Source organism: Vreelandella janggokensis, assembly GCF_031451615.1.
Classification (GTDB): Bacteria; Pseudomonadota; Gammaproteobacteria; order Pseudomonadales; family Halomonadaceae; genus Vreelandella; species Vreelandella janggokensis.
Genome location: NZ_JARWAJ010000002.1, coordinates 493,886 through 518,006, shown reverse-complemented (window position 1 = coordinate 518,006; position 24,121 = coordinate 493,886). Strand labels below are relative to the sequence as shown.

The window sequence follows — 24,121 nt, the reverse complement described above, 5'->3', positions numbered from 1 at the left end:
TTATAGCCCCCGCTCTTTTTCCCACGGGGTCACCTGGATGTCCGCGTGCAAGCGATGTGCACCGGCGGCCACAATCCGGTCACCCGCGGACAAATCGCCGCTGACCTCAAGTCCTTTGGAGGTCAGGCGGCCAACATCGACAGGCACTGCCTCAACGCTTTGTGGTTTGATAAAGCGCCATACCTGGGCCTGATCAGGATTATCGCCTGCATAACTCACGGCTTCGGCAGGCAAGTACCATAGTGGCGCCGAAGGTTCAGACGACAGATCGCTCAAATCCAGGCGCACGGTGGCACTCATGCCATCCAGTAGCGTGATGTCATCCGGCTGGGGCAGCGTCAGCGTGACTTCATACGCCAGACTCTGCGCGCTGGCTTGAGTGGTATAGGAAGCTAGCTGGGCAAGGTAAAGGTTATCGCTGTTACCAAAGCTCACTTCATAGGCTAACGCATCACCAAAGGGCATGCCGTTGCGGCGCGGCATGCGCTGGACAATCTGCTCGGGAAGGTGAAAGACCACGTCCAGTTGCCCCGGCTGCTGGATGACGGCGACTGTTTCCTGCACCTGGACAATCTGCCGGTTATCCACCGGCACCTGGGCAATCACACCATCGTAGGGCGCACGCAACTGGGTATGCTCGACCTGCTCTTCAGCCTGTTCAAAGGTGGCGCGGGCCGCCCGCCACTCGCTCTCTGCCTCATCAAACCGAGACTGGCTAACCGCGCCACGCTCCAGGGTATAACGCATGCGTTCCAGGTTTGCCTTGGCAAGCTCCAGGCGTGAGCGGGCGCTATCCAGCTCGCTTTGCGCATTACGGTTATCAATACGCGCAATGACCTCGCCTTCCGACACCTTTTGACCGGGACTTACGTTGAGCTCAATCAGTTCGCCTGCCATGCGAAACGAGAGGTTGCTGCGCGTGGTGGCTTCAACGCGTGCCGGAAACTGCCTAAGCGCCGTGGCATTCGCCGCTTCCAGCGTTACCAATTTCACTGGCCTGGGCGCCTCGTTTGACTGCGCCTCAGGCTGATCACAACCCACCAGCACGAGCAAGACCATCATAACCGGCAGCAAGCGAAGAAAAGTAACGGGCACGATAAGCTCCTTGATGACGATCAAACGCCGCATTCCCAATGAACAGACAGTGGTATACACTTCACTGACATTCATGAATGTCAGTGAAGTGTATACTAATCACTCGCTGGCGACTTTGCCAGCGATCAATGCCAGAATAATGTCACGTATTGGATCAGGAGCCGCCATGAACCGCCGCAAGGCCGACGCGGAACGCACCCGGGAAACTATCCTGGACGCGGCAGAAACCACTTTTCTCGCCCAGGGGGTTTCTCGCACCACACTCGCGCATATTGCCCAGGCAGCGGGCGTTACCCGTGGGGCGATTTATTGGCACTTTGAGGATAAGGCCGCACTTTTTGATGCGTTACTCGAGCGGGTGCGCATTCCGCTGGATGAAATCGTTGACCACGCCGTGCAACAGCTTGGCACGACACCGGTAGAGTGTTTGCGCGACATCGCTCAACGCTCGCTGGCGGGTATCTGCCACGATTTGCCGCTGCAACGGGCTGCCACCATCGTGCTGCACCGCTGCGAAAAACTTGAAGACGACCACCCGCGTATCAGCATGATTACACGGCTTTCCGAGCATGCAGAAGCCAGGGTCGAGCAACTGTTCGAACAGGTCCAGCAGCAGGGCCAGTTGCGTGCAGACTTGACGCCCGCAAGCGCTCGTCGACAGTTTCACGGGTTCTTGATTGGCACCTGCTTTGATTGGCTGCAAGACACCCATCAGTATTCATTGGATGCCGACCGTGGCAGCATCGTCGAAACATTGATGCGCGGACTCCTGTTGGAGAAATCACACTAAATTTAACCACCTTGGCATACGGTTTGCTTCCTACACTGGATGAATGTTCTTTCTCCTGGAGCTTGCCATGCATCATTCAGATTACCCCCTCAGCGAAGTCCCCCTAAGCGCCCGCAAGGGCCTGCTCTCCACTTCAGCGGTACTGCTCGGCTTTACCTTCTTTACCGCCACCATGTGGGCAGGGGGCACCCTGGGTCAGGCCTTCTCGATCGGCCAACTGCTGTGGATCATTCTGGTGGGTAATCTTTTACTGGGTGCCTACGCCGCTACACTTGCCTATATCGCTTGTAAAAGCGGGCTTAATTCAGTGCTGATGGGGCGCTTCTGCTTCGGCGAAAAAGGCAGCAAGCTGTCTGATTTCATCCTCGGCTTTACCCAGATTGGCTGGTACGCCTGGGGCACGGCAACGATCGCTCTGGTATTGGTACGCACCACCGGGATGCCCGAATGGCTGGAAATCCCCTTAATGGTGCTGTTTGGCTTTGGTTTCTGCGTCACCGCCATGATCGGCTACAAGGGGATGGACTGGCTTTCACGCTTTGCCGTGCCCGCCATGATGCTGTTTATCCTGATCAGCCTTTTCACCGGACTGGTGGATGCGCGCGGCTTTGCCGGGTTAAGCCAGCAAACACCCACGGAGAGCATGAGCGTGGCCGCGGCGATTACCGTCATCATTGGCACCTTTATCAGCGGCGGCACCCAGGCGACCAACTGGAGCCGCTTCGCCAAGACACCCAAAATTGCCGTCATCTCTACCATGGCGGCTTTTTTTATCGGTAACGGCTTAATGGTACTGACCGGGGCACTTGGCACCATGATCTACCAGCAAGCAGATATTGTTGATGTATTGATCGCCCAGGGCTTTGTCACCATCGCCGTGCTGATGCTGTTTCTGAATATCTGGACCACCCAGGACAACACCATTTACAACTTTGCCGTCGCGGGCTGCAATTTGCTACGCACCGAAAAACGCCGCCTGGTCACGGTAGGCGGTGCGGCGATAGGGACCGTGCTGGCGGTCGGCGGCATGTACAACCTGCTGATCCCCTTCCTGGTGCTTTTGGGCACCTTTATTCCGCCCATGGGCGGCGTGATCATGGCGGACTTCTGGCTCAAGCATAAAGGTCGCTATCCAGCGCTTGAACGCGCTCAGCTACCCGATTTTAACCGCCGTGGCTTAGCCGCCTATGCGCTAGGCGCTGGCGCCGCCTACTTCTCGCCGTTACTGCCGCCGCTAGTGGGCGTCGTGGTCGCAGCAGGAAGCTATGCTGTGCTGTTGCGCATCAATCACGCTACGCTGGGTGATAGCCTTCCCTCTGTTGCCAAACAATAAGTGAGCCATTTTTTTATATGAGCATACAGATTATCAACGCCCGGCTACGCCAACGCCCCGAGCTTTACCGTATTGAGATCGAGAACGGTATATTCACAGCGATTACGGCCCAGGACGCACCACTAACCACAAGCGACGACCAAATTCGCGAAGAACAGATTGATGCAGGCGGTAAACTGCTTTGTGCGCCGTTTATCGAGCCGCATATTCATCTGGATGCGGCGCTGACGGCGGGCGAGCCAAGCTGGAACCAGAGTGGCACCCTGTTTGAAGGCATCGAGCGCTGGGGCGAGCGTAAGCCGATGCTCACCGAAGCCGATATTCGCGAGCGGGCACTTAAAACGCTGAACCTGCTGATCGGCAACGGCGTTCAGTTTGTACGCACCCACGCCGATACCAGCGACCCCAGCCTGATTGGCATCAAAACGCTGTGCGCCCTACGCGACGAACTGAAAGACAAGATTGATATTCAGGTGGTCGCTTTCCCGCAGGATGGCCTGCTCTCCTACCCTGGGGGCGAAAAACTGCTGGAAGAAGCGCTGGACATCGGTGCCGATGTGGTCGGTGGCATCCCCCACTTCGAATACACCCGCGAGCTGGGGGTGGCCTCCATGCAGCGGGTGATCGAGCTGGCGATCAAGTACGACCGCCTGGTGGATGTCCACTGCGACGAGATCGACGATCCCAACTCGCGGTTTCTCGAAGTGCTGGCCCATGAAGCGCTGACTCACGACCTGGGCAGCCGTGTCACCGCCAGCCATACCACGGCGATGCATTCCTATAACAACGCCTATTGCTCCAAGCTGTTCCTGCTGCTCAAGCGCTCAGGCATCAACTTTGTCTCCTGCCCCACCGAAAGCATTCACTTGCAAGGGCGTTTCGACAGCTACCCGAAGCGACGCGGCGTGACCCGGGTGAAAGAGCTCAACGAGGCAGGCATCAACGTGTGCTTTGCCGAAGATTCCATCGTCGACCCCTGGTACTCGTTGGGGAACGGCAAACTGTTGCGCACGCTGGATTTTGGCCTGCATATCTGCCACATGATGGGCTATCAGGATTTCAGCCAGTCGCTTTCGCTGATCACCGACAACAGTGCGCGCACCCTCGATATCGAATCACGCTACGGCATTGAAGTGGGCAAACCCGCCAGCTTCAACCTGCTGGACGGCGAGGACGATTACAGCGTGTTGCGCACCCAGGGCGAGGTGCTGCTCTCGGTACGCCACGGCGAGATCATCATGCAGCGCGAGCCGGCCAGAATCACCACGCCACCGTGGCTTGGCTAACACAATCCAATCGCGTTAGGTTAACCATTCAGCCAACACAGGGATTTCACGATGAGCGTCGAGACCGTTCGCCAGTTTTTTGCCGAGCATGCCCCGGATGTGACCATCGAGGAGCTTGAAACCAGCACGGCCACGGTGCAGCTCGCCGCTGATGCCCATGGAGTGGCCCCTGGTCAAATTGCCAAGACCCTGGCGTTTCGGGTGGGTGAAAAACCGCTGCTGATCGTCGCCAGCGGCAACGCGCGCATTGATAACCGCAAGATTCGCGACACCTTCGGCGGCAAGGCAAAGATGCTCGACGCCGACACCGTCATGGAACTCACCAGCCACCCGGTCGGCGGCGTCTGCCCCTTTGGCCTCGCCACCGACCTGCCGGTGTACTGCGATGAATCGCTCCACGCCTTTGAAGAAGTGCTCCCCGCCGCCGGCTCATCCAATAGCGCCGTGCGCCTGAGCCCCAAGCGACTGGCCGAGCTGGTCAATGGCCAGTGGGTAGATGTGTGCAAGCTGCCGGAGAAGGTGGAGTAATCCAGTCCATCACAACAATAAAGATGTCTTTTATACTGTACATGTTGGAGTAGAGCGCTATACTTGTACCATTCAATGTACAGGAGATAAAGTATGCGTGTTATATCGTTTACCGAAGCGCGGAACGGCCTGAAAAGCTTACTGGACGGTGTCGTCAATGATGCCGATACCACGATTATTACCCGCCGCGACGCAGAAGATGCAGTGGTCATGTCACTCGACTACTACAACAGCCTTATGGAAACCGTTTACTTGATGCGCTCACCCGCTAACGCGGAGCACTTAAATAAGTCCATTGCTCAGTACCGTGCGGGGCAGGCGCAATCAAGGGAACTAATAGATGAATAGTCGTTTGTTGTGCTGGACGAATGAAGCTTGGAGTGACTACCTCTATTGGCAAGGGCAGGATAAAAAGACCTTAAAGCGCATCAATAAACTTATCTCAGATACGCAACGCTCTCCCTTCGAGGGCATTGGAAAGCCAGAACCCCTCAGGGAAAACCTCTCAGGCTTATGGTCGCGACGCATCGACGACACACATCGCTTGGTTTATGCCGTTGATGCATCCACTCTCACTATTATTGCCTGCCGCTACCATTACTAAGCTAACACCCGCATGCCACAGGCTCTGCATTGATTAAACTTCCCTGTTGCTCACCTGTTTGGATGGGGTGTTGGTCACGACGCCAAAAATCCAACCCTCCGAGCAATTCTTTTACCTTCAGCCCTGCGCTTGCCAGCTTCCAGGCGCCTTTGGTTGAGCCGTTACAGCCAATGCCATCGCAGTAAGTGATATAGACAAGGGTGTTATCCAGCTCAGCCAAGCGCTCTGGCGTCATCTCTTTATGCGGCAAACTGATTGCCCCAGGAATATGCCCGGCACAGTAGTGCTCAAAACTGCGGGTATCGATCACCACAATATCGGCAATGCCATTGGCCAAATCCTGCGCCACATCCCAGGCATCCGTGTGCCAGCAGAGCTTGTCGACCATCGCCGCGGCCATGGCGGTAGGGTTAGCAGGCGGAAACGCCAATACGGCGGATTGATGTTCGCTTTTCATCGCTTGGCCCTTATTTGATATCGAGTAAATAGCCGTAAAACGCGTCGTTGCGCTGCCAGCCCAATGATTCATAAAGGTGCTGGGCGCGCTCGTTCTCGACCTGTGTCATCAGCATCAAACGTGCGACGCCGTGATCGTGAGCCAGCTGTGTAGCGGCTTCCATTAATGCCCTTCCGGTGCCTTTATCACGACAGTCAGGCAGCACAAAGAGGTCGTTCAGCGTCCAGCGGGCATTTAGGCCCACCGTGGAAACCCCAGGGTAAAGCTGCACAAAACCAGTGAGCGTTCCTTCACTATTCTCGCTCACCAGAATAAATGAATCTCCCAGCCCCATGCGCTGATCTAAAAAATCACGCGCCGCGTCAATATCACTCGGTTGTTTATAAAACTGACGATAGCCATCGAGTAAACCACTGAGTGGTTCCAGATCCTCGAGTACCGCCGAACGAATGTTAACCATAACGACTACTCCAACTGGGTGGTGATTCAACACAGATTGCCGCTATAGTGGTCTACGATAAAGAGCCACTTAACGCTATTTTGAGGGAACCAGTGAAACGACATGATGCGGCTGGCGACTGGATTGCGGAAGCGCTGGCGCTAAGGCTAAACCCGCACGAAGCGGCTACGCTGGTTGAGCAGCTCTATCGCTCGCTAAAGGAGTGGATTCAATACGGCGAGTTGTCGGCAGGCGATGCGCTCCCCTCGTCCCGCTACTTGGCCCGCGCTTTGAGTATTAGCCGCAATACCGTGCTAGCCGCCACAGATCGGCTATTAGCGGAAGGTCTGCTGATTGCTCTCCAAGGGGCAGGGCTCTATGTAGCAGACCTACCTACGCTGTTAACCAGGGCTGAGGCACCAACCCCTGTGCCTGTTCGCTACTCAAACCGAGGCAACAAACTATTAGCGCTAAGCGGAACGTTAAGCCACGGTCATCGCGCCTTCGCGCCTGGCGTCCCTGCGCTCGACCTGTTCCCTCGCAAGCAATGGCAGCGGTTGTTACGTCGGCACTATTATCAGGCGGAACGGTCATGGATGGATTATCAAACCGGCGGCGGGCTACCTGCTCTCAAGGCGGCTCTTTGTGACTATCTAAGACTATCCCGCGCGGTGCGCTGCCAACCAGAACAGATTGTGATTACCCAGGGCGCCCAGCAGGCGTTTGAACTGATTACCCAATTACTCACCGATCATGGGGATTCGGTTTGGATGGAGGAGCCGGGATACGGCGGCGCTCAGGCCTGTTTTCTGGCATCAGGTTTGGCGGTCACGCCCATACCCGTCGATAAAGAAGGGGTAAACCCGTCACTTGCCCCAGAGAATGCGCCAGCCCCTCGGCTTATTTACGTGACACCCTCTCACCAGTATCCCAGCGGCGTGACCATGCCGGTACCCCGGCGGCTGACGTTACTCGAGCATGCGTCTCGCACCGGCAGTTGGATCATTGAAGACGATTACGACAGCGAATTTCGTTACGACACGCCGCCAACGCCCTCGCTCCAGGGCCTCGCTGAACAGGCATCGGTCATTTATGTAGGCACCTTCAGTAAGGTGCTCTATCCAGGCTTACGCCTGGGCTATCTGGTCGTGCCTGAAGCGCTTGCCGAAGACGTCAGACTGGCCCACGCACGCCTACACCGAGAGGGTAACTACCCTGTACAGTCGGCCCTCGCCGAATTCATTGCCAACGGGCACTTTACTCGCCACATCGCTCGGATGCGGGCCGCTTACCGCCAGCGCCAAGCCTGTTTGCGAGCGGCGTTAGCGCCTGCAGTGGCCGCAGGGCTTAGGCTTTCTGACGGCCATGCGGGCATGCACCTGTTAGCCGAACTCGACACCATAGAAGAAGAAAACATGCTTGTAAGACGCGCCGAGAAGCAAGGTATTACGCTTTCGCCACTTTCCCGCTATTACCTTGCTGAGAACAAGCGCCCTGGTTTAGTGCTCGGCTATGCGGGCTCAACGGAATGCGAGCTTACCAACGCCGGTGCATGGCTTAGCGACGCCTACTTGGCCATAAAGCAATCGGTGACCATTACCTAGCAGTACATGACAGCAAACGTCGCCCTCCATCAATTGATGGCCTGCCGCGTATTCTCCGAGTACCTTCCTGTAGTAGGGTAATGCTCTTTACGCACGCATCTTTCTATCAACCAGCAAGGGGACAACGCGTTCCCGATGGGGTCAACGTGGTTCAACCGTTCTCTTCGCAAACAGAGTCTCGCGCTTCGATAAGTAAGGCTTGGGGCGTGCATGCCTTCACGGCCAGCGGCGTTCTGCTCGGCACGATGGCGATGCTCGCCCTGGTCGACAATAATCCGGTTGCCTGTCTTCTCTGGCTGGGCGCAGCAATGCTGGTCGATGGCTTCGATGGCACCCTGGCCCGCAAGTTCGACGTCAAGACCGTGCTGCCCCATTTCGATGGTTCAACCCTCGACATGGTCATCGATTACCTTACCTGGGCCTTTATCCCGGCGCTTTTCATCTACTCCTTTATTGAGCTACCGCCCAACCTTGGGCTTTTGACAGTGTTCATCATCCTGCTGTCTTCGATGTTCTGTTTCTGCAACGTCAATATGAAAAGCCAGGATAATTTCTTTGTTGGCTTTCCTGCTGCCTGGAACGTCGTCGCGGTCTATGTCTATATTCTCGATCTGCCGCCCTGGTTCACGTTTGCCGTGATTGTCCTGCTGGCCGCCCTCACCGTGACACGGATGAAGTTTCTTCACCCGTTCCGGGTGCGCCTGTTCATGCCGCTCAATATCGCCGTGACGCTTGCATGGTTTGTCTGTGCCACGTCACTGGTACTCTCCACCCCCGAGCACGCGGCCTGGGCACTATGGGGCTGGGGTGTCACCTCTGTGTACTTCGTGGGTATCTGCCTGTGGCGTACCGCGAAAGAATGGTTCGATTGACAGGTCACTGATGGCTAACGACTTTATCGCTCCCGATGGATACCCCCGCTGCCAGTGGTGTGGCGGTGCGCCGGAATTATTACCCTATCACGACAATGAGTGGGGCTTTCCGGTAGATGATGATCAGCGGCTATTCGAGAAGCTGTGCCTGGAGAGCTTTCAGTCAGGCTTGAGCTGGCGCACGATTCTCAATAAGCGCGACAACTTTCGTGCCGCCTTTCACCACTTCGACTTCCATCAGGTTGCCCGCTTTGGCGAAGACGATGTGCAGCGTTTACTTCAAGACGCGGGCATTATTCGCCATCGCGGCAAGATTGAAGCAACGATTAACAATGCCAGGCGGGCCCAGGAAATGGTCGAACAGGAAGGCTCACTGGCCGCGTTTTTCTGGCGTTTTGAACCAGCCCCCTCTTCGCTACCACCACCACAGTCCCAGACCACCTCGCCTGAATCTATTGCCCTTGCCAAGGCGTTGAAAAAGCGTGGCTGGAAGTTCTTCGGCCCTACAACCGCGTTTGCCTTTATGCAGGCGATGGGGCTGCTCAATGATCACGCGGAAGGATGTATCGTTCGCGAACAAGCAGCTCGCGCCCGGGAGGGATTTTTGCGGCCGACCGGCCAGCAAAAACCCACCGCCTAGCAAGCCAGGCGGTGGGCAAACGTAACCTCAAACGAATAATTGTCACTATCCGATGTGAGCGAGACCTTTAGGGCATTAACACGCTATCGATAACGTGGATAACACCATTCGACTGTGCGACATCCACAACGGTAATGTTGGCACTATTGCCCTGGGCATCCATGACCATCAGGTTATTACCATTGCGCGATACAGTAAGGTATTCGCCCTGGACGGTTTTAAAGGCCACGGCGCCATCGTTTTCCATGGTTTCTTCCCACAATGCCTCCCGGTTCATATTGCCAGGTACGACGTGGTAGGTAAGAACCGTTTGAAGTTGTTCCTGATTCTCTGGTTGCAGCAGCGTATCAACGGTGCCATCGGGAAGTTTCGCAAAGGCGTCATCCGTCGGCGCGAATACGGTAAAAGGACCTTCGCTTTGCAGCACATCAACCAACTCAGCGGCTTGAACAGCCGCGACGAGTGTCTCATGGTCATCCGAATTAACGGCATTTTCGATAATGTTACGCTCAGGAAGCATATTGGCGCCGCCTACCGTCGTAGGGCCATGACCAGCAACGGCAGCGCCAGTAAATAGGGCAGCGGCACAAACGCCAGCGGTAAGTAGTTTGAGTTTCATTGGGGCATCTCCTGGTTGTCATTAAAAGAGCTCAGCAATGCAAGCTCATTGATACTTACGGCCCCAAGGCATCAGTGGATGCAAACATCTCAACATTTTTTTTATTCACCGCTGAGCACTCTCCTATTGCCTTCAACGGCTGACTCCCGAAGACTGGCGTTTCGGTTAACTGTGCAGAGATGCCTGAATGCTAGATGCCACACAACGCCAGCAGTATCTTATCGAGCAACTCAACGGCTGCGCCCAGGGCGACCGCAACGCATTCGAACGTCTCTATCGCGTCTCCAGTGCGCATCTATATGCTCAACTGCTGCGTATAGTAAGAGACGAGAGTGCTGCACAGGACTGCCTTCAACATGTTTTTATCAGAATCTGGCATGCCGCCGATCAATATGACGCCACGCGAGCCAAGCCGATGACCTGGCTTTCCACACTCGCTCGCAATATTGGCATCGACTGGCTGCGCCGCCAGAAGCCACAGGACACCACCACCGATGAACCCTTGTTAGCAGCGCTATTAGGCACCGACGACCCTGAAGATGACAGCATCAGTCATCAGCAAAATGACAAACTGAACGACTGCCTCGACACACTCAGTCGACATCAGCGCCAGTTAATGGAAATGGCCTATTTTCAGGGCATGACGCACAGCGAGCTTGCTAACTCTCTGTCCCAACCGCTGGGCAGCGTTAAAAGCTGGATCCGCCGTGGACTCGAGAGGTTAAAAACATGTCTAACCAATGGGATTTAAGCGACCCTGACGATCGCCACCTTGCGGCTGGTGAGTACGTATTGGGCGTGCTGGATAGCGATCAGAAAGCTCGCTTTGAAGCGCTGTTGGCGGTCAGCCATGACCTACGTAATGATGTGGAAGACTGGCGTGAATATCTGCACCTGTTCAACGAGCAACTGGACCCTAAAACACCGCCCAAGGAGGTCTGGCAGCGCATTACACAGGCGACAGGCGCGTCCCCCTTACGTTGGTGGCAGCGCCTGGGTGCATGGCAGACCATGGCGACCAGTTTTGGGGTGATCGCGTTAGCGCTGGGCCTTCTTTGGCAACAAGCTGAACGGACCCAACTACCAGACGGAGAAGCCGTCTTCGTGGTTCAGGACGAATCACGCACGCCAGGCTGGATCATTAGCGCGACCCAGGAGGGTGAGTTGATTGTACAAGCGGTTCAACCGACCCAGGTCGACAGCGAACAGACCGGTGAGCTGTGGTTGATTGCCGATGGTACGCCCGTCTCGCTGGGCCTGTTACCCGAGCAAGGTAGCCATCGTCTGGAACCCAGTGACGAGCTGCGTGCGCAATTATTTACTGCCGATTTAGCCGTCAGTGTCGAGCCCCAGGGGGGCGCTCCCGGAGGCCAGCCAACCGGTCCTATTATCGACCATGGCCGCTTGACGCCGGTACGTGGCAGCACCCTTAATCTATGAGATTTGCTTCGTGGGCCAGCGCTTCTTCCACCATCTCGGAGGCAAGCTCCCCGACTGTTCTAACGGCACTTTCGATAGCAGGCGTTAACGTAAACGCATAGTTAAGGCGCAGACATTGTCGAAACTTGCCCGAGGCGGAAAACAGCGAGCCTGGCGCCACATGAATAGCCTGCTTTGCCAAGCGTTCGTTTAGACGCACGCAATCCACCGCGGCGGGTAGCTCTACCCAGAGCAGGAAGCTGCCCTGGGGGTAGCTGATGCCCGCCCCCTCAGGAAAGTAGCGCTGCACCCAGCTGATCATAATGTCTCGCTGGCGCTGATACTGGCGAGTGGCATAACGCAGGTGGCGTTCGTAATGGCCTTTGGCAACAAATTCCGCCACGGCCAGCTGCGGCAACGTCGCCGAGGCACCCGTGGAGACATACTTCATATGCATCGCCTGGTCGCGGTAGCGCCCCGGCGCCAGCCAGCCCACCCGCAACCCCGGCCCCACCGTTTTGGAAAAGCCGCTACACAACATGACGCGGCCATCGTCATCGAAGGATTTCACAGTGCGCGGCCGGGGCAGGGAGAATGACAAATCGCCGTAGATATCGTCTTCGATAATCGCCACGTCAAAACGCTGGGCGAGCTGAAACAGTGCCCGCTTGCGTGCTTCAGGCATGGTGTAGCCCAGCGGGTTATTGTAGGTGGGCGTGACCTGTATGGCGCGGATCGGCCACTGTTCCAATGCCAGCTCCAGGGCTTCCAGACTGATGCCCGTTTGCGGGTCGGTAGGGATTTCCAGCGCTTTTAAGCCGTTGGCCTTGAGAATCTGCATGGTGCCGTAAAAGCTGGGTGAGTCCACGGCCACTACATCGCCGGGCTGGGTAAGCGTTCGCAGCGCAATGGCCAGCGCCTCCTGACAGCCGGTGGTCACCATGATGTCGTCCGGGTGCAGCAAGCAGCCGGACGCAATGGCCAAGCGCGCCACCTGTTGACGCAGTTCGGGGCTTCCATTCAGCTTGTCGTAGTTGAATCCGTTCAGATCAGTGCTGCGATGCAGGCCAGCTAGGATTTTTGACAGTGGCCGCAGCGTTTCATACTCGAGATTGGGCACCCCACGCCCCAGCAGAAGCCGGTCGTCATCGCGTTGAGTCGCAACGAGTTCCAGCACCTGATCCCATTGGGAAACATCCAGCGGGCGCTGCGCCGGGCGAGAGACCGACGGCAGTACCGAGGGAACCCGGCTTGGCAGCACAAAGTAGCCAGACTTCGGACGCGACTCGATCAATGCCACATCCATCAGTTGCCGGTAGGCCTCCTGGGCGGTGGAAATGCTGACGTCCAGCTCCTGGCAGACCGCACGAATCGACGGCAGACGATCACCCACGCGGTAAATACCGTGCTCGATACGCTCCCGCAAAATGGTCGCGACTTCTTCATAGCGCGTCATATCACCCTACTCCCCACAGCCCGGCAACGATACAGACGTACCCCAAAACCGCCATACAGAGGTATATCACGCCCATCTGTATCTTAAAAAGAATAAATTCTATATCTGTATCAAAAAAGCGGCACTTAGTAATCTGGTCAGGCAAATAACACGGAGGACTCGCCATGCCGCGCTTCAGCCTTACCCTGCTCCGCTACCAGCTAGGTTATCAACTTCGCTACTATCAACAATGCCGCCGCAGTCGCCGCCATCTGTTAACGCTCGATGACCGGCTGCTGGAGGATATCGGCATTAGCCGCGAACAGGCCCACAGCGAGGGCCGTAAACCGTTTTGGAAGCACTCTTCTGTTAACAGGGGGCCTTATGAAAACCGTTGAGTATTACCTGCTGGATGTGTTTACCGACCAGCCGTTTACCGGCAATCCATTGGCCGTCTTTTTAGAGGCTGGAGAGCTTGAGACAAGCACCATGCAAGCACTTGCCAATGAACTGAACCTAGCGGAAACGGTTTTCCTGGGTGACGCTAACGGGCCGAACCATTTCCCCATGCGGATATTTACTCCCACTCAGGAACTGCTCTTTGCAGGACACCCCACGGTAGGCACCGCGCATCTACTGGCCGCTTTACATCTTGTGAACCGTGATCAAACCTTGTTGCTCCAGCCACCCATTGGCGAACTGGCGATACGCTATGACCAAGGAAGGGCGACGTTTACGACCGCAAAACCGGCCAAAGTGATGGCCAGCAGTATTGATCACGCAACCGCCGCCGAGCTATTAGGGCTTAAGGAGCATCAGGTGATTGGTAACCCTGTGTTGGCCTCCTTTGGACTACCCTTTCATTTGATCGAGCTTGCAGATATTACCGCTTTAGAGAGCGTGCGCATTTCAACGACCAGTTGGGCAAATGCCGTCGCCAACAGCAGTGCCGAGCAGGTCTACCTATATGTCGCTGTGCAGCAACACCATGCCGATATGCGGATTCGAAGTCGCATGTTTTCCATGGAGAACAGTCTTTGCGAAGACCCCGCCACCGGCAGCGCCGCCGCCGCATTGACCGGCTATTTGGCCTCTCTTCAGCCAGATGCCTTGCAGTGCAAGATTCACCAGGGGGTTGAGATGGGGCGGCCTAGTGCTATTTACACTGCCGCCAATGGCGACATCAAGGCCGGTTTTGTCCAGGTGGGCGGTGACGCGTTAGTCGTGGGCAGGGGCGCTTATGAAATACATCAATCAATGAGTGATAAATGCTAAGCGCCCCACCTTTGCCCGAACTTGATTCGTGAGGGTCTAATGGTCAGGCGACGGTCACGTCTTTGGAAAGATAAACATCCTGAATCGCATGCAGAAGCTCAATGCCTTCCGGCATCGTTTTTTGAAACGCCTTGCGTCCGGAAATCAGGCCCATGCCACCAGCCCGCTTGTTGATCACCGCCGTGCGCACCGCTTCTCCAAGATCGGAGTGACCTTTGGAGCCGCCACCGGAGTTGATCAAACCGGCGCGGCCCATGAAACAGTTGGCGACCTGGTAGCGGGCCAGGTCGATGGGGTGATCAGTGGTCAGCTCACTGTAGACTTTCTCATGGGTATGTCCGAAGCCGACCGCCTTGTAGCCACCGTTGTTCTCCGGCAGCTTCTGTTTGACGATATCCGCCTTGAGCGTGGCGGCCATGTGGTTGGCCTGGCTGGTGAGGTCAGCGGCAACGTGATAATCGGCCCCCTCCTGCTTGAAGGCCGGGTTACGCAGATAGGCCCACAACACGGTGACCATTCCCAGTTGGTGGGCGCGCTCGAAAGCCTCGCTGATCTCCATGATTTGCCGACGGCTTTCATGGGAACCAAAGTAAATCGTCGCCCCCACCGCCACACAGCCCATATCGTGTGCCTGCTCAACATCGGCAAACAGCGTCTGGTCATACATGGCCGGGTAGCTCAGCGTTTCGTTGTGGTTGAGCTTCAACATCATCGGTATCTTGTGGGCGTAGCGCCGTGCCACGGAAGAGAGCACCCCAAGCGTCGATGCGACGCCATTGCATCCCCCTTCAAGCGCCAACTCGACAATATTGGCCGGGTCAAAGTAACGCGGATTCGGTGCAAAAGAGGCACCTGCCGAATGCTCGATGCCCTGGTCCACCGGCAACAGGCTAAGGTAGCCAGTGCCCGCCAGGCGCCCATGGTTAAAGAAGCTCTGCATGTTGCGCAACACCGCCGGCGTGCGGTCACTATCCACCATGACGCGGTCAATAAAATCAGGGCCGGGCAGGTGTAAGCTATCGCGGGGAACGCCCTGGCAGGTGTGATTAAGCAAACTCTCGGCATCGCTGCCGAGCAACGCGGTTATATCTGTCATGACGCAATCCTCTCTATCGATAAGGGAAGTATCGAACACTCCTTATGTAGAGCATAGAGCTTAAATTGCGACGATGGAAAGTACCGCCCCACGCAGTAGCAGAGTACGGGGGCGGCAGAGCACAAGCTTTTAGGCCGCTTGTACCTCGATACGGCGCGTGCGATGACTATCTTTCTTGGGCAGCGTTACCGTCAACACACCATTGATGATCCGTGCCGAAATCGCATCACCGTCTATTTCATGACTGAGGTTGAAGCGGCGTGCAAAGCGCTGGCCGCGGACTTCAGCGTGAAGCGCACTCAGTCCTTCGGGCATGTTCAGGTTTATCTCGCCCTCCAAGCTCAGTACATTATTATCGAGTTCTACTTTCAGCGTGTCGTGGGTAACGCCGGGCATATCCGCCACCAGCGTAAGGGCGCTGGACTCCTCGATGATGTCCACCGCCGGTAGTAGCGTTTCCTGCTCGCGTTGCTCGGTACGCTGTTGGAGCGGTGAACGATCTGATGAACGAACAACGTTATTCATGGTTTATCCCTCCTTATCAAGCAATAAACATGACTTAAGCCGCTTGAACATCGATACGACGTGGTTTGAGCTCCTCACGCTTGGGCAGCACCACCTCGAACACACCATGGGCATGGCGGGCTTCGGCTCGGTCTGCATCCACGCCATCCGGTAACGCAATGGCGCGTACGAACTCACCGCTGACGCGTTCGCGGCGGAAGACCGGGCGAGAACCCTCGCGCTCTTCATTGCCAACGACGGACTCACGCTTACCACGCAGGGTCAGCACATTGTCTTGGACATCAATGGCTAGATCCGAGGGTGCCAGACCCGCCGCAAACACATACACATGCACGGCTTCGTCGCTGCGGGCCACATTGATCATAGGGAAGCTGCCATGGGGCACAGCGCGAATATCCATCGCATTGCCGTCGGGCAAGAAGTCGTCCAGCAATTGGCGGAACCAGTCCAGCCGCTGAGGCGAGCCAACGTCAAAACGCTTGAGATCATCGAACATATCGAACACCTCCTACGTTAAGCAGATTGTGGGAAGAGAGGCCGCCACATCCCATCGCAGCGCCTCTTAAATCGCAAAATAGGAGCATTCAGACAGTTTTCAAGGGGGGTAACAGGCATTTTTTTGCTTTTTAATTCAGTTATCCAGCACACCGTAAATGCCTGCCCGGCCGACCATTACCTGTACATTAAACCTCAATCTTGTATACAGTTAGCCTTCGCAATGTGGCTGTTGACCGGTTTGTCGAATTAATGCTCATTGTGCTCTTTCACTGCTCTAGGAGTTTGTCATGCCCCGCCCTCTTACCACCTCTCTCCATATTCTCGTTATCGGCGCGGGCATTGGCGGGCTAAGCACCGCTCTGGCTTTCCAGCAGCAAGGGCACCGCGTCACGGTTGTCGAACGCGTGGCGACCATTCGCCCTGTCGGCGCGGCGATTTCGCTATGGCCGAATGGCGTCAAGGTCATGCACCAGCTAGGCCTGGGTGAGACCATCGAGGCTTTGAGCGGCGAGATGACCCAGATGCGCTACCTGACCCACACCGGCCAGACCTTGACCGACTTCAGCCTGGCACCGCTGTTTGGCGATGTCGGCCAGCGCGTCTGCCCGATTGCCCGCGCCGCCCTCCAACAGACACTGCTGGACGCAGTAGGTCATGAAAATATTCAGTTTGGCCGTCGCGGTGACGATTACACGGTCACCCAGGACGGCGTGGCGGCGCATTTTGATGACGGCGAAAGTCTGAATGCTGACTTGCTGGTCGTGGCAGAAGGTACGCATTCAAAGCTGCGCAGCAAGTTGGTAGGCCACCCCGTGGAGCGCCAATACGTCGGCTACGTGAACTGGAACGTCCGCGTGCCTGCTGATGAAGCCTTGGCACCGCTGAGTCACTGGGACCAGTACGTGGGGGACGCTAAGCGGGTCTCGTTCATGCCCATGGGCAGAGGTGGTAATGATGACGGCGCCCAGGAGTTTTATTGCTTCTTCGACGTGCCTCTCCCTGTCGGTACGACAAACGACCCCGACCACTACCGCGATGAATTACGCGAACACTTCGCGGGCTGGGCCGAGCCTGTACAGACGCTGATTGAACACTTTGACCCGGCGCGCATGGCCCGGGTGGAAATCTACGATATCCCGCCGCTCGATTCACTAACCGCACCCCGCGTTGCCCTGCTGGGTGATGCCGCTCACGGCATGGCGCCTGACCTAGGCCAGGGCGGCTGCCAAGCCATGGAAGATGCCTGGGTACTTGCCCAAGCAGTGCAGCGGTCACTTGAAGAAAATGCGGATGCGTCAGCGGCCATTGCCAGTGCATTGGCCCAGTACGACCGGGCGCGCGTCGACCGAGTGGGCGAAATCGTCCAGCGCGCCCGCAAGCGCGCCGCGATGATCCATGGGCACGACGCCACTCACACCCAAGCCTGGTACGATGAGCTCAAGAACGAAGATGGCCAAGCCATCATTGATGGCTTGAAGACCACGGTGACAGGCGGGCCACTAGGTTAATCGAACTGACTATAAGGGAGTATCTTACTGGCTCACGCCGTCAGGCCGATGCCTTTTAAAATCACTGTGGTCACCGACTGCACGGCTTTTTCGAACTGCAGGTCATCCAGCGGTTGATCGTCGTTGAGCAGGTAGATCTGGTAGTCGAAATCGGCGTAGTGCTGGGTCGAGGCCCAGATCATATAGAGCAGGTAGGAAGGTTCGACGGGGTTGATCTGGCCCGACTCGATCCATTCGCTGATCTTGGCTTCCTTGAGCTTGGTCCATTCGTAGAGGTTGTCGCGCAGGCATTCTTTCAGAATCGGTGCGCCTTGCATCACCTCGGCCGCCCATACCTTTGAGCCGTGGGCGCGATTGCGGGAGTGGTTCATCTTGGCGCGAATATAGGTGGAAAGCACGACCCGGGGGTCATCGTAGAGCTCAAAACACAGCGCATCCTGTTTCCATACCTCCAGCAACTCCAGCAAGACGTCCTGGTAAAGCGCTTTTTTGGTCGAAAAGTAATAATGCACGTTGGACTTGGGAATATCGGCCAACTGGGCAATTTCGCCCATCGATGCTCCCGCGTAGCCCTTTTCGGCAAACAGCTGTTCCGCCGCCTGAAGAATCTTTTTAACGTTGGTTTGCCGAATTTCGTCCTGAGTTCTTGCCACGCCGTTTTTGCCCTTTGTCGACCTGAAGTACATACCAAAAAAAGCACCATCGCTGGGCGACGGTGCTGAGAAGATGTCTTAGTTACTGTGGCGCGTCAACTTTGATTGGCAGGAAATGAGAACTCAGCCTGTGTCGCTTCACTCACGGAAGGCCAGCGCTGCGACACGGCTTTGCGGCGGGTGTAGAAGCGCACCGAGTCAGGTCCGTAAGCGTGCAGGTCGCCGAACAGCGAGCGCTTCCAGCCGCCAAAGCTGTGGTAGGCCACCGGTACAGGGAGCGGGACGTTAACACCGACCATGCCCACTTCAATGCCATCGGTAAAGCGGCGGGCGGCTTCGCCATCGCGGGTGAACAGGCAGGTACCGTTGCCGTATTCGTGGTCGTTGATCAGTTGCATGGCGTCGTCCAGGCTGCCGACCCGCACCACGCAAAGCACCGGGCCGAAGATCTCTTCCTGATAGATACGCATCTCGGCAGTGACATTATCGAACAGGCAACCGCCGACAAAGTAGCCTTCCTCATGCCCGGGGACTGTCAGCTTGCGCCCATCGGCAACCAGCGTTGCCCCGGCATTGACACCGTCTTCGATGAAACTCAGCACTTTATCGCGATGCTCTGCCGTCACCAGTGGGCCCATATCCAGGCCTGTCTCGGTGCCAGGGCCGACTTTCAGATGGGCGATTTTGGGCAGCATGGTTTCCACCAGCCGATTGGCGGTCTCATCGCCCACGCATACGGCGACAGAGATCGCCATGCAGCGCTCGCCGCAACTGCCGTAGGCGGCGCCCATCAGCGTATTGGCGGCGTTCTCCAGATCGGCATCCGGCAGCACCACGGCGTGGTTTTTTGCTCCACCCAGAGCCTGAACGCGCTTGCCGGCGGCGGAACCTCGGCTATAGATCGTCTCGGCAATCGGGGTCGAGCCAACAAACGAAATCGCTTTAACAGCCTTGGCATCCAGCAGCGTTTCCACCGCTTCGCGACCACCGTGCACCACATTCATCACGCCTTTTGGCAACCCCGCCTCTAACAGCAACTCTGCCACGGCATGAGATGCCGAAGGGTCTTTCTCAGAGGGTTTGAGGATGAAGGTATTACCGCAGGCGATGGCCATGGGGTACATCCACAGCGGCACCATGGCCGGGAAGTTGAACGGAGTAATCCCCGCCACCACGCCCAACGGCTGGAAGTTGGACCAGGCATCAATGCCCGGCCCTACGTTATGGGAGTACTCGCCTTTCAAAAGTTCCGGCACCCCGCAGGCGTACTCGACGTTCTCGATGCCGCGCTTGAGCTCGCCCATGGCGTCTTCCGGGGTCTTGCCATGCTCTTCACTGACCAGCTGTACCAGGCGGTCGGCGTTATCTTCGAGCAGCTGCTTGAAGCGGTACATGACCTGGGCGCGCTTGTTGGGCGGCGTATCTCGCCAGGCAGGGAACGCGGCCTGGGCGGCAGCTATTGCTTGCTCGACGTCGGCAGCGCTTGCGTCTGCCACCTGGCGGATCACCTTGCCTGTGGATGGGTTGGTCACGTCCAGCGTGCGCTGACTTTCAACCAGCTCGCCGTTAATCAGGTGGGAAACAACACTCATTTTTTAAGCTCCGAAATAGGTTATGCCAGCGAATCCAGGGTGGTCGCCACCGCGTCGAACAGTCGTTCCAGCTCGGCCTCGGTGGTACCAAACGGAGGGCCGAACTGCAGCGTGTCACCGCCGTAGCGCACATAGAAACCTGCCTCCCAAAGCGCCATGTGCGCATCGCGGGGGCGGATCGTGGGATCGCCATCCCGGGGGGCCAACTGAATCGCCCCGGCCAGGCCGTAGTTGCGAATATCGACAATATGGTGACGGCCTTTCAGCGCGTGCAGCTTCTGCTCAAAGGTAGGTGCAATGGCATTGACCTGAGCGGGGAAGTTGTCGCGCTCCATCATGTCAAGCGCAGCAAGCCCCGCGGCGCAGGCCACCGGGTGGGCGCTGTAGGTATAGCCATGGGGAAACTCGACGGCGTGCTGCGGGCCGCCCGCGTGCATGAAGGTGTCGAAAATCTCGCTGGACGCAATTACCGCGCCCATGGGAATGGCGCCGTTGGTGATCTGCTTGGCGACGTTCATGATATCCGGCGTCACGCCAAAGGCTTCGGCACCGGTGGTCGCGCCGCTGCGCCCGAAGGCAGTGATCACCTCGTCAAAAATCAGCAGAATATCGTGGGCGGTGCAGATCTCGCGCAGCCGATCCAGATAGCCTTTTGGCGGCACGATCACCCCCGCCGAGCCGGACATCGGTTCAACGATAACGGCCGCGATCGTCGAGGCGTCGTGGAGCGCGATCTGGTCGAGCAGCGCATCGGCAAGCTCAGCGCCTGAGTCCGCCTGGCCTTTCGTGAAGGCATGACCCGCCTGGAGCGTATGCGGCAGGTGCGTCACGTCCATCAGCGGGCCGTAATGCTTACGATTGGGGCCGATGCCGCCGAGGCTGGTGCCGCCGATGTTCACCCCGTGATAACCCTTGGCGCGGCCGATCATGCGGGTCTTTTCGGGCTTTCCCTTCAGGCGCCAGTAGGCCTTGGCCATTTTGACCGAGGTATCGGCCGCCTCGGAGCCCGAGTTGGTGAAAAACACATGGTCAAGCCCGGCAGGCGTCAGGCTGGCCACCTTTTCCGCTAGCTTGAAGGCCAGCGGATGGCCAATCTGGAAGCCGGGGGCAAAATCGAGAGTGCCGAGCTGCGCCGCCACGGCTTTCTGGATTTCTTCGCGGTTGTGGCCTGCCCCACAGGTCCAGAGGCCGGAAAGCGAATCGAAAAGCTTACGGCCCTGGTCATCAATGTAGTAACGCCCTTCCGCTCCGGTGATGATACGCGGGTTGGCACGAAAATCTCGATTGGAGCTAAACGGCATCCAATAATGTTGATTCAGCACGCCATCAGGCGCGTGATCTCCAGCAGCATCCGCTGAAGCCTGAGAGGTGGTTGTGCTTGTTAGTCCAAACATGGTGTCCAGTTCCATCGCTGTGAGGCATTGCCACAGCATGGCCGAATGAACACGTTTATAAAATCATGTTTTTCTTTTTCTCACGTTAGGGAATCCATACGTAAGGTAACATTGTTAAGCCACCTCTCACCGCCTGCAAACTTGGGCGGGCCCCTCATCAACACTCGATCGTATTAACCGCCAACCCGCCTTTCGAGGTTTCCTTATATTTATCCTGCATATCAGCGCCGGTATCGCGCATGGTGCGGATCACCTTATCCAGCGAAATAAAGTGCTCACCATCACCTCGAAGTGCCATCTGTGCGGCGTTAATGGCTTTTATTGACGCGATGGCGTTGCGCTCGATACAGGGGACCTGCACCAAGCCACCGACAGGGTCACAGGTCAGCCCCAGGTTATGCTCCAGGCCGATTTCAGCGGCGTTTTCGACCTGCGCCACACTGCCGCCCATCAATTCCGCAAGGCCAGCGGCCGCCATCGCGCACGCAGAGCCAACTTCTCCCTGGCAGCCGACTTCGGCACCCGAGATAGAGGCGTTTTTCTTGCACAGAATGCCCACGGCACCTGCCGCTAGCAGGAAGTCGACAACATCCCGCTCGCTGGCCCCTTCGCGAAAGTGCATGTAGTAGTGCAATACCGCGGGGATAATGCCAGCGGCGCCATTGGTAGGCGCCGTCACCATGCGACCTCCCGCGGCATTTTCTTCATTGACCGCCAGCGCATAGAGGTTGACCCAGTCCATCGCCGACATCGTCGTGGTGATCACGGACGGATTTTCATCCACCGCCTGCAGCCTTTGATGCAGCAAGCGCGCGCGCCGACGAACATTCAGCCCGCCGGGCAAAAGGCCTTCAGCCTCAAGTCCTTTGTTCACACAGGCTTTCATCGCCTCCCAGATATCGCAAAGCCCCTTGCGTATCTCGGCTTCGCTGCGCCAGGCACGCTCGTTTTCGAGCATCAACTCACTGATCCGCAAGCCGCTCTCCTGGCACATATTCAACAAGTCGGCGGCGGAGTGGAAGTCATAGGGAAGCGTCGTGGTATCGCTATCCAACTGGCCCTGCTCTGCCTGGGCCTGATCCACCACAAAGCCACCGCCGACCGAGTAATAGGTATTGCGGTACAGCTCACCTTTTTGTCCATGGGCGATCAGCCGCATGGCGTTGGGATGATGCGGCAGGCTTTCCTCGAACAGCTGCATGTCTCGCTGCCACTGAAAGGGCACGCTGTACTGGCTGTTCAGAAGCAGTACCTCAGAGGCCTTTAACGCGCTGATCGAGGGACCAATAACATCCGGGTCGATTTCGTCAGGCCTTTTCCCCATCAGGCCCATGATGACGGCATGATCCGTTCCGTGACCAACGCCTGTGGCAGAGAGAGAGCCGAAGAGGTGCACCTCGACGCGGGTGACGTCATTCAGCAGCTGACTTGCTTCAAGCTCACCGATGAAGTCAAACGCGGCCCGCATCGGGCCGACAGTATGCGAGCTCGATGGCCCGATGCCGATCTTGAAGAGATCGAAAACACTAATTGACATGCTTATCTACCTTCCAGCGGTGTTGTCATTATACGACTAGCGGTCAAAAACCACGGTGCGATTGGCATGCAGGAAGACACGTCGCTCCACATGGAGGGTAACGGCTCGAGCGAGTGTCAGACATTCGACATCCCGCCCCTTGGCCACCAGGTCTTCCGGATAGTCAGTGTGGCTGACGGGCTCAACCCCTTGGGTAATGATAGGCCCTTCATCGAGGTCATCGTTAATATAATGAGCCGTCGCCCCCACCAGCTTGACCCCCTTCTCGTAGGCTTGATGATAAGGTCGAGCCCCCTTGAAGCCTGGCAGAAGCGAGTGATGAATATTGATCGCCTTACCCGTCAACTTTTTGCACATGCCGCTAGAGAGCACCTGCATATAGCGGGCAAGAATGACCAGTTCAGCCCCGGCTGCTTCTATTTCTGCCCAGACCTGCGCTTCCTGCTCCGGCTTGGTTTGGGGGGTAATCGGCAAATGGCGATAAGGAATATCATGCCACTCAGCCAGGGGCGCCAAATCCGGGTGATTGGAAACAATCGCGCGGATATCGATGGGCAACTGACCTATGCGGTAACGGTAGAGCAAGTCGTTGAGGCAATGATCCGCCTTGGAAACCATGATGACCACCGGTATACGCGTCTCGGGTGCCGTCAGCTCGAAGCTCATCTCGAAGTCAGCTGCCCGTTCGGCGAACGCCGATTGAAAGGCGTCGGCATCGAACGTCTCGTCCTCGGGACGGAACTCCGTGCGGATAAAAAAGCGCTCACTGAGTCGGTCGTCAAACGACTGCTGCTCGGTGATGTAACACCGCTGCTCTTTTAAAAATCGTGTGACAACATCGACCGTGCCAAGCCTACTCGTACACTGAGCCGCCAATATCCAACGGTTATTTTTATCTTGCATAGCAGGTCTCCCCCCAGTG

At 56.9% G+C, this 24,121-nt stretch carries 27 protein-coding genes; 14 read left to right on the top strand and 13 right to left on the bottom strand.

The genetic code is table 11. The features are described 5' to 3' along the window. On the bottom strand, positions 1–1,095 hold the full coding sequence (locus QC816_RS09150) for an efflux RND transporter periplasmic adaptor subunit (RefSeq protein WP_085919782.1): 1,095 nt from the start codon (positions 1,093–1,095) through the stop codon (positions 1–3). A 166-nt stretch (positions 1,096–1,261) separates the two neighbouring features. On the opposite strand from QC816_RS09150, the gene QC816_RS09145 reads away from it, so the two are divergent. The 6 genes from QC816_RS09145 to QC816_RS09120 all read left to right on the top strand — a co-directional run bounded on the left by QC816_RS09145 (position 1,262) and on the right by QC816_RS09120 (position 5,636). Beyond that, positions 1,262–1,885 carry a TetR family transcriptional regulator gene (locus QC816_RS09145; protein WP_085919763.1) on the top strand — a complete coding sequence of 208 codons (624 nt, stop codon included), beginning with the start codon at positions 1,262–1,264 and terminating at the stop codon, positions 1,883–1,885. A 67-nt stretch (positions 1,886–1,952) separates the two neighbouring features. Then, on the top strand, positions 1,953–3,218 hold the full coding sequence (gene codB, locus QC816_RS09140) for a cytosine permease (RefSeq protein WP_085919762.1): 1,266 nt from the start codon (positions 1,953–1,955) through the stop codon (positions 3,216–3,218). A 17-nt stretch (positions 3,219–3,235) separates the two neighbouring features. After that, a complete protein-coding gene (gene codA, locus QC816_RS09135) occupies positions 3,236–4,504 on the top strand; it encodes a cytosine deaminase (protein WP_309781737.1) in 1,269 nt (422 codons plus the stop codon). A 51-nt stretch (positions 4,505–4,555) separates the two neighbouring features. Then, a complete protein-coding gene (locus tag QC816_RS09130) occupies positions 4,556–5,032 on the top strand; it encodes a YbaK/EbsC family protein (RefSeq protein WP_264824766.1) in 477 nt (158 codons plus the stop codon). A 93-nt stretch (positions 5,033–5,125) separates the two neighbouring features. Next, the gene (locus QC816_RS09125) at positions 5,126–5,380 is read left to right on the top strand and encodes a type II toxin-antitoxin system Phd/YefM family antitoxin (protein WP_264824765.1); all 255 of its coding nucleotides are present in this window, start codon (positions 5,126–5,128) and stop codon (positions 5,378–5,380) included. Next, on the top strand, positions 5,373–5,636 hold the full coding sequence (locus QC816_RS09120) for a Txe/YoeB family addiction module toxin (protein WP_199284085.1): 264 nt from the start codon (positions 5,373–5,375) through the stop codon (positions 5,634–5,636). Before QC816_RS09125 ends, QC816_RS09120 begins: the two co-directional genes overlap by 8 nt. Position 5,637: 1 nt before the next feature. Here the strand turns inward: QC816_RS09120 and QC816_RS09115 are convergent, their stop codons facing one another. Both QC816_RS09115 and QC816_RS09110 read right to left on the bottom strand, forming a co-directional pair. After that, positions 5,638–6,093 carry a rhodanese-like domain-containing protein gene (locus tag QC816_RS09115; RefSeq protein WP_199284086.1) on the bottom strand — a complete coding sequence of 152 codons (456 nt, stop codon included), beginning with the start codon at positions 6,091–6,093 and terminating at the stop codon, positions 5,638–5,640. 10 nt (positions 6,094–6,103) lie between these two features. Continuing rightward, on the bottom strand, positions 6,104–6,553 hold the full coding sequence (locus QC816_RS09110) for a GNAT family N-acetyltransferase (protein WP_199284087.1): 450 nt from the start codon (positions 6,551–6,553) through the stop codon (positions 6,104–6,106). A gap of 92 nt (positions 6,554–6,645) precedes the next feature. Here QC816_RS09110 and pdxR point away from each other — a divergent pair, with 92 nt between their 5' ends. The 3 genes from pdxR (at position 6,646) to QC816_RS09095 (ending at position 9,648) form a co-directional block, all read left to right on the top strand. Continuing rightward, a complete protein-coding gene (pdxR, locus tag QC816_RS09105; RefSeq protein ID WP_309781730.1) occupies positions 6,646–8,136 on the top strand; it encodes a MocR-like pyridoxine biosynthesis transcription factor PdxR in 1,491 nt (496 codons plus the stop codon). 188 nt (positions 8,137–8,324) lie between these two features. Continuing rightward, positions 8,325–9,008: a phosphatidylcholine synthase gene (gene pcsA / locus QC816_RS09100; protein ID WP_369596867.1), complete on the top strand. Its 684-nt coding sequence runs from the start codon at positions 8,325–8,327 to the stop codon at positions 9,006–9,008. A 10-nt stretch (positions 9,009–9,018) separates the two neighbouring features. Next, complete coding sequence (locus QC816_RS09095; protein WP_199284089.1) at positions 9,019–9,648, top strand: DNA-3-methyladenine glycosylase I; 630 nt, start codon at positions 9,019–9,021, stop codon at positions 9,646–9,648. A 67-nt stretch (positions 9,649–9,715) separates the two neighbouring features. Here the strand turns inward: QC816_RS09095 and QC816_RS09090 are convergent, their stop codons facing one another. Beyond that, positions 9,716–10,267, bottom strand: coding sequence for a fasciclin domain-containing protein (locus QC816_RS09090; protein WP_085919757.1), 552 nt, complete (start codon positions 10,265–10,267; stop codon positions 9,716–9,718). A gap of 187 nt (positions 10,268–10,454) precedes the next feature. Here QC816_RS09090 and QC816_RS09085 point away from each other — a divergent pair, with 187 nt between their 5' ends. Both QC816_RS09085 and QC816_RS09080 read left to right on the top strand, forming a co-directional pair. Then, on the top strand, positions 10,455–11,018 hold the full coding sequence (locus QC816_RS09085; protein WP_085919756.1) for a sigma-70 family RNA polymerase sigma factor: 564 nt from the start codon (positions 10,455–10,457) through the stop codon (positions 11,016–11,018). After that, positions 10,997–11,707 (top strand): anti-sigma factor, encoded by a 711-nt coding sequence (locus QC816_RS09080; RefSeq protein ID WP_264824762.1) that lies wholly within the window; start codon positions 10,997–10,999, stop codon positions 11,705–11,707. Before QC816_RS09085 ends, QC816_RS09080 begins: the two co-directional genes overlap by 22 nt. On the opposite strand, the gene QC816_RS09075 is transcribed toward QC816_RS09080, so the two are convergent. Beyond that, the gene (locus tag QC816_RS09075) at positions 11,697–13,142 is read right to left on the bottom strand and encodes an aminotransferase-like domain-containing protein (RefSeq protein ID WP_309781725.1); all 1,446 of its coding nucleotides are present in this window, start codon (positions 13,140–13,142) and stop codon (positions 11,697–11,699) included. The two genes, QC816_RS09080 and QC816_RS09075, sit on opposite strands and share 11 nt — an antisense overlap. A 164-nt stretch (positions 13,143–13,306) precedes the next feature. Here QC816_RS09075 and QC816_RS09070 point away from each other — a divergent pair, with 164 nt between their 5' ends. Continuing rightward, complete coding sequence (locus tag QC816_RS09070) at positions 13,307–13,519, top strand: DUF1127 domain-containing protein (protein WP_264824759.1); 213 nt, start codon at positions 13,307–13,309, stop codon at positions 13,517–13,519. Then, the gene (locus QC816_RS09065; RefSeq protein ID WP_085919752.1) at positions 13,506–14,396 is read left to right on the top strand and encodes a PhzF family phenazine biosynthesis protein; all 891 of its coding nucleotides are present in this window, start codon (positions 13,506–13,508) and stop codon (positions 14,394–14,396) included. Before QC816_RS09070 ends, QC816_RS09065 begins: the two co-directional genes overlap by 14 nt. Before the next feature lie 43 nt (positions 14,397–14,439). Here QC816_RS09065 and QC816_RS09060 read toward each other — a convergent pair whose 3' ends face one another. From QC816_RS09060 to QC816_RS09050, 3 genes are all read right to left on the bottom strand, one after another. Then, a complete protein-coding gene (locus QC816_RS09060) occupies positions 14,440–15,492 on the bottom strand; it encodes a class I fructose-bisphosphate aldolase (RefSeq protein WP_264824757.1) in 1,053 nt (350 codons plus the stop codon). Between the two features lie 129 nt (positions 15,493–15,621). Then, positions 15,622–16,017, bottom strand: a complete 396-nt coding sequence (locus tag QC816_RS09055; protein ID WP_085919750.1) for an Hsp20/alpha crystallin family protein — start codon at positions 16,015–16,017, stop codon at positions 15,622–15,624. A 34-nt stretch (positions 16,018–16,051) separates the two neighbouring features. After that, the gene (locus QC816_RS09050; protein ID WP_085919749.1) at positions 16,052–16,513 is read right to left on the bottom strand and encodes an Hsp20/alpha crystallin family protein; all 462 of its coding nucleotides are present in this window, start codon (positions 16,511–16,513) and stop codon (positions 16,052–16,054) included. 289 nt (positions 16,514–16,802) lie between these two features. Between QC816_RS09050 and hpxO the strand changes: the two genes are divergently transcribed. Further along, positions 16,803–18,023, top strand: a complete 1,221-nt coding sequence (gene hpxO, locus QC816_RS09045) for an FAD-dependent urate hydroxylase HpxO (RefSeq protein ID WP_309781718.1) — start codon at positions 16,803–16,805, stop codon at positions 18,021–18,023. A 32-nt stretch (positions 18,024–18,055) separates the two neighbouring features. Here the strand turns inward: hpxO and QC816_RS09040 are convergent, their stop codons facing one another. From QC816_RS09040 to purU, 5 genes are all read right to left on the bottom strand, one after another. Next, a complete protein-coding gene (locus QC816_RS09040; RefSeq protein WP_199284096.1) occupies positions 18,056–18,676 on the bottom strand; it encodes a TetR/AcrR family transcriptional regulator in 621 nt (206 codons plus the stop codon). Positions 18,677–18,771: 95 nt separating this feature from the next. Further along, positions 18,772–20,268, bottom strand: a complete 1,497-nt coding sequence (locus QC816_RS09035) for a CoA-acylating methylmalonate-semialdehyde dehydrogenase (protein WP_085919746.1) — start codon at positions 20,266–20,268, stop codon at positions 18,772–18,774. 20 nt (positions 20,269–20,288) lie between these two features. Continuing rightward, positions 20,289–21,662 carry an omega-aminotransferase AptA gene (aptA, locus tag QC816_RS09030; RefSeq protein WP_217808043.1) on the bottom strand — a complete coding sequence of 458 codons (1,374 nt, stop codon included), beginning with the start codon at positions 21,660–21,662 and terminating at the stop codon, positions 20,289–20,291. A gap of 157 nt (positions 21,663–21,819) precedes the next feature. After that, the gene (locus QC816_RS09025) at positions 21,820–23,199 is read right to left on the bottom strand and encodes an L-serine ammonia-lyase (protein WP_268901642.1); all 1,380 of its coding nucleotides are present in this window, start codon (positions 23,197–23,199) and stop codon (positions 21,820–21,822) included. A gap of 36 nt (positions 23,200–23,235) precedes the next feature. Beyond that, on the bottom strand, positions 23,236–24,102 hold the full coding sequence (purU, locus tag QC816_RS09020) for a formyltetrahydrofolate deformylase (protein WP_085919744.1): 867 nt from the start codon (positions 24,100–24,102) through the stop codon (positions 23,236–23,238). Positions 24,103–24,121 lie beyond the last annotated feature (19 nt).